This is a genomic window from Niallia sp., assembly GCF_031978665.1.
In the GTDB taxonomy this organism is placed as follows: domain Bacteria; phylum Bacillota; class Bacilli; order Bacillales; family Cytobacillaceae; genus Niallia.
The window spans coordinates 38,684-43,687 of record NZ_DALZDK010000008.1 but is presented as its reverse complement, the minus strand read 5'-3'; the positions used below and the strand labels follow the sequence as shown (position 1 = coordinate 43,687).

General features: G+C 33.5%; 10 protein-coding genes. 1 reads left to right on the top strand and 9 read right to left on the bottom strand.

All coding sequences use genetic code 11. The features are described 5' to 3' along the window. The 8 genes from RTL21_RS06130 to RTL21_RS06095 form a co-directional block, all read right to left on the bottom strand. Positions 1-932, bottom strand: a 932-nt coding sequence (locus RTL21_RS06130) for a LacI family DNA-binding transcriptional regulator (RefSeq protein WP_312094394.1), incomplete at its 3' end; no start/stop codon positions are given. 55 nt (positions 933-987) lie between these two features. Beyond that, positions 988-1,128, bottom strand: a complete 141-nt coding sequence (locus RTL21_RS06125; protein ID WP_312094392.1) for a hypothetical protein — start codon at positions 1,126-1,128, stop codon at positions 988-990. 118 nt (positions 1,129-1,246) lie between these two features. Then, entirely contained in the window at positions 1,247-1,492 is a 246-nt protein-coding gene (locus RTL21_RS06120; RefSeq protein WP_312094390.1) for a hypothetical protein, read from the bottom strand. Between the two features lie 80 nt (positions 1,493-1,572). Continuing rightward, positions 1,573-1,764 carry a hypothetical protein gene (locus tag RTL21_RS06115; RefSeq protein ID WP_312094388.1) on the bottom strand — a complete coding sequence of 64 codons (192 nt, stop codon included), beginning with the start codon at positions 1,762-1,764 and terminating at the stop codon, positions 1,573-1,575. A 64-nt stretch (positions 1,765-1,828) separates the two neighbouring features. Next, a complete protein-coding gene (locus tag RTL21_RS06110) occupies positions 1,829-2,191 on the bottom strand; it encodes a hypothetical protein (protein ID WP_312094386.1) in 363 nt (120 codons plus the stop codon). Between the two features lie 72 nt (positions 2,192-2,263). Further along, entirely contained in the window at positions 2,264-2,533 is a 270-nt protein-coding gene (gene rpsN, locus RTL21_RS06105; protein WP_312094384.1) for a 30S ribosomal protein S14, read from the bottom strand. Between the two features lie 67 nt (positions 2,534-2,600). Next, on the bottom strand, positions 2,601-2,750 hold the full coding sequence (rpmG, locus tag RTL21_RS06100; protein ID WP_016203575.1) for a 50S ribosomal protein L33: 150 nt from the start codon (positions 2,748-2,750) through the stop codon (positions 2,601-2,603). A gap of 34 nt (positions 2,751-2,784) precedes the next feature. Next, a complete protein-coding gene (locus tag RTL21_RS06095) occupies positions 2,785-3,972 on the bottom strand; it encodes a GTP-binding protein (RefSeq protein ID WP_312094375.1) in 1,188 nt (395 codons plus the stop codon). Between the two features lie 381 nt (positions 3,973-4,353). Between RTL21_RS06095 and RTL21_RS06090 the strand changes: the two genes are divergently transcribed. Then, positions 4,354-4,695, top strand: a complete 342-nt coding sequence (locus RTL21_RS06090) for a hypothetical protein (protein ID WP_312094373.1) — start codon at positions 4,354-4,356, stop codon at positions 4,693-4,695. Positions 4,696-4,815: 120 nt separating this feature from the next. Here RTL21_RS06090 and RTL21_RS06085 read toward each other — a convergent pair. Beyond that, the coding region (locus tag RTL21_RS06085; RefSeq protein ID WP_312094371.1) for a DUF817 family protein at positions 4,816-5,004 on the bottom strand (189 nt) is incomplete at its 5' end.

The window sequence follows — 5,004 nt, the reverse complement described above, 5'->3', positions numbered from 1 at the left end:
AAAAACATTTCCTTATTAGTTATATCGTTACTAATCGCTTGTTGAAGCAAATTCTTTCCCATATCAAAAAGTGGTATTTCAATCGAAGATATTTCCATCATTTTTGCAATAGGTTCATTGTGAAAACCAATAATCGCAAGTTCCTCCGGTATTTTTATCCCCTGCTTTTGGCAGCAGGTTACGATTCCCGCTGCGACTTGATCACTTGTAACAATTAAAGCTGTTGGCGGTGTTGCCATACTTTGAATCTTTCCCATAACTTTTTCTGCATCCTCGAAATAATTGCACTGATCGATAATATATTCATCAAAGTAAGATAGATTATTTTTCGCAAGAAATTCTTGATAGGCCAGAGCACGCAACCTGCTGCTTGGACCGGTCTTTCGTCCAATACAATAGCCAACTTTCTTATGACCTTTTTGATATAAAAATTCCAATGCATTCAGAAAAATTTTATATTGATTAACAAATGTAGAGGAAACTTCCTTCCCATTGACATCTTCACATAATACAATTCTTCCATATTGTACATATTCTTTTATTACAGACCATTCACATGATCTTGAACAAATAATAAGAGAATCAATTTGCTTTTGCTTTAACATTTGCAACGCTTCCAATTCCCTACTTTCCATATAATCTGTCTGAAATAGAACAAGTTTATAGTTATTCTCCAATGCTTGTTTGGCAATCCCCTTTAATAGCAATGCAAAATATGGATGATCGGAGAAAGGAAGAACAACACCAATCATTTGAGTTTTTCCTTTACTCAAATGAACTGCATTAATATTTTGTTCATAGTTACTTTCTCTGATTGCCTCTAAAACAGCATTCCGCTTTTCTTTGCTTACATATGGATGATTATTAAGAACTCGAGAAACAGTCGTTACAGATACTCCTGCCATCTTTGCTAAATCTTTAATATTTGTCATGCTTTCACCTTTTCAAAACAAAAATATCATCTTTACATATACCATAAGCATACAATTACTTCTCTTCCCTGTATATACCAATGAAATAATCTTCAAAGGATTGAATCGGTGTGACATCCATTGATTGGACATAACCCTTTAAGCAAAAATAAGTTAAAAAGTAAATAATGATGCAAAGTATGATTAGACTTAGCATATAATTATCTCCTCACTTTCTGCTATTTGCTTAAAGAGTAAAGGATGAAACGCGTACCATGTCAACATAAAAATATTTGCACAAGGAGCAAATTATATTACAAGCAAAAAGTGCTATCCTATGCCAAATGTGCTGACGTAATTCCACCGCCAATAATCGTGATTGGCCCCTTTAAATTCTCTAAACTTCGTATATCTTTTTCAAAAATGTGATAAATGTTCTCTCGATTTTCTTTTATAAGAGGAAATGCCCAATTAGGAATATTTAATTGTTCGCCGATACCAATCGCTAATACTAATTTCTTCGTGTGAACTTGCTTCCCATCTTTTAAACATATTTGAAAACCTAAATTTGTTTTCGTCACTAATGTTACATTCCCTTGAATCCAAGTATCATGAATGGATGTTTCTTTTATTAGCTGGTCACAATGCTCATTAAATAGTTCTAATGATGGACAAAAGGGGATCGTAAGAACGGCATCGAAATAACTTTTGGGTTACTTTTCCAATTTGCTAATGGCACTTTATGACGATCTATAATTGCCATATTTTCTATTCTAGTTTTTCCACTTTTTAATAAGAAGGTAGCAAGTGTTATCCCTTGGATACCTCCTCCAATAATGACCCAATCAAACATGAACAAGTTCCTTTCTCTTTACTATTCTGACGGTGTGCAAAGATTTCTTAAAATAAAAGAGAGCTTAGGAAACAAATACAAATGTCCATTTTTTATTTTGACTTTTTCTCGCTTTCCTATCAGTCTTGGAGTAATTAATCCATTTCATTCGATTAATTCTTGCGATTATCATTAAATCGATTTCCGCTTGTGCTTCATCCATAATTTCTTTAATGGCAGGCATACTGAGGGAAAAGTATTCAGAAGCCTCCTTAAATGGCGATTTTTCAACCATTAACTCCATAAACTGTTTCTCATTTACGGCAATTTTCTCTAGCTCTACTTCTTTACTCTCTATGTATTGATAAATTTCCCGTTTTTTTTCTGGCAAATTTGCAATCGCGCTTTGATAAAAAAATTGAACTAATACAGGATTAACGGAATTCATTTCCTATTCCTCCATTTTTGATGTGTAGATAAAAGTCGTCAAACCAAACTTGACGACTTTTCTTTCTATTCATTACCAGCTGGATTTTTTCACTCCTGGAATCTGTCCTTTATGGGCATATTCTCTAAACGCAATACGGGACATTTTGAATTTTCTCAAATACCCTCTAGGTCTACCAGTCACTTCACATCTGTTTTTTAAGCGGGTCGGTGAAGAATCTCTTGGTAGTTTTCTAAGTGCTACAATATCTCCTTTTTCTTTTAATTCCATTCGAAGCGCTGCATATTTTTCAACCATTGCTTGGCGTTTTTTTTCTTTTACTACTTTCGACTTTTTTGCCATTACTGCTTCCTCCAATACATTTGAATTTTTTAAAACGAAATCATTACGATTTATTGACTGTAAAAAATTATTTTGTTTCTCGGTGTAAAGTGCGCTTTTTTAAACGTGGGCAATACTTCATCAACTCGATACGGTCTGGATTATTTCGTTTGTTTTTTGTGGTAATATAATTTCTATCTCCTGTTTCTGTACATGCTAAAGTAATTTTCACTCTCATTTTTTCTTCCTCCTAATAAAATTGAATTTTTTTCTTATTCTACAAAAAATGCAGGCAGTGGATCAATAAATTTAGTCCAATCCTTTTTCATTTCCATATCAGTCAATAAACACGCATCTAGCTCTTCTTCCATTTGCTGTTGATTCATGCCAATCCCAATAAACACTACCTCTGTCATGCGATCTCCATAAAGAGGATCCCAACGTTTTTGTAAATCTGGATCTTCTTCTAAAACTTCTTTTTGCTCGCTTTCCGAATAAGTCGCTACCCAATTGCCTGCTCCTTGTATCGTTAAGGATGGACCTGCTTGAGAAAGTAGTCCAGCAATCTCATTTCTCGTAGCCAACCAAATAAATCCTTTCGCCCGAACCACTTCAACTGGCCAGTTTTCCAACCACTGCATCAATCTAACAGGGTGAAATGGTTTATTGCTGCGATACACAAAGGAAGAAATTCCATATTCCTCTGTCTCCGGAATATGCTCTTCATTTAATTCTTTTATCCAGCCTGCACTTTGACTAGCAGCTTCAAAATCAAATAACTGAGTATTTAAAACTTGATTTAAAGGAACTCTGGAATATTCACTTTCTATAATTTTGGCTTCAGGGTTAAATTTTTGGATAACTGCTTTCAGTTCCTGTAGCTTGCTTTCCGAAACTAAATCCGTTTTATTTAACACAATGACATTCGCAAACTCAATTTGATCAATTAACAAATCTGCTATTTCTCTTTCATCCATTTCATCCACTGCTTGCTTTCGGTCTAAAAGACTTTCACCAGAAGCATAATCATGCCAAAAACGATGAGCATCTAAGACTGTAACCATCGTATCTAATTGACAAAATCGGGATAAATCGATACCTACACTCTCATCAACATATGTAAATGTTTGAGCAACAGGAATCGGTTCGCTAATTCCGCTCGATTCAATTACGATATAATCAATATCACCTAATTGCACAAGCTTTTCCACTTCTATTATTAAATCTTCCCTAAGTGTACAGCAGATGCAACCATTTTGCATTTCCACCAATTTTTCATCCGTTCTTGAAAAACCTCCTTGCTTCACCAATGAAGCATCAATATTTACTTCACTCATATCGTTGACAATCACAGCAACCTTTAGGTTTTCCCTATTAGATAAAATATGATTGAGCAAAGTCGTTTTGCCAGAACCAAGATAACCGCTTAAAACGGTAACTGGAATTTTCTTGTTGTTCATTACTCTCACTCCTAAAAAAATAAATCGAAACCATTACGATTTATAAACCAAAAAAAACACTTTCCAGTAAATAAATTAGTCTGTTTTTAATTAGTTAATTAACAATATAATATAATAATGGAGAAAAAGAAAAAAAGCAATATTTTTTAATGAAATGTTAAACCAGACTATCATTTTGGAGATTTGTATTAAGATAGAAGGATATAATCGATTGTTTGCCATAATGGTAGGATTTTTTTCGGTGTTGCAATCTCTATCCTATTTTCTGAAATGGTAGATATGGGAATTGTCTTTCATTTATTGATTAGTTTTATGTTTAGTATTTGTGTTTTTGTCTATGCGGTTGCTTGAGATGATTTAAGTGTGTAATTTCTTTTAAAAATGATTTATAGAGAAAGAAGAGATTTGTTATTGAGGGTTGCCTACAGTGTTCTTAGAGAGCTACATAAAGGGATCGCTTTACCAACAGCAAAAGACTATTATCTCATACAGCGAGACTTTGAAAATTTTATCTTTTTTTTAGAAAATGAAGGATATGTTGAAAGAGTACTTAGAATCGATACCTTCTTCTCTCTTAAGCCAGCTAGATTAACGAAAAAAGGATATGATTTTTTAGAAAGCCACAAATATTTAGAAGCTTCCTATCCAGATAAACAAGATATGTTTAAATGGATTCAAGCGGATAAAGAAATGTACTCGACTGAAGCGAAGGAGGAAGAATAAAATTAAATTATCAAAAAAGCTCCAAGAATTTATTCATCTTCTCAGAGGAGCTTTCAGTAAAACGGACTTTTTCATCTACTATAAAATTATCATGTTACACTATTTACTAATGAATTATTATTAACTATTAGGTATTTTCCCCTTAACCAGCTTCAAAGTTGCCACAATAAGAAAGCTAACAATAACCAATAACAGCCATGAGCTCACCTTTCCTAAATGGACAAGACTCCATGCTTCTCTTTGGTTTGGATATTCCCATGCACTAAAATACGTAGCAATGTTCTCTGCTATCCAAATAAAAAATCCAAT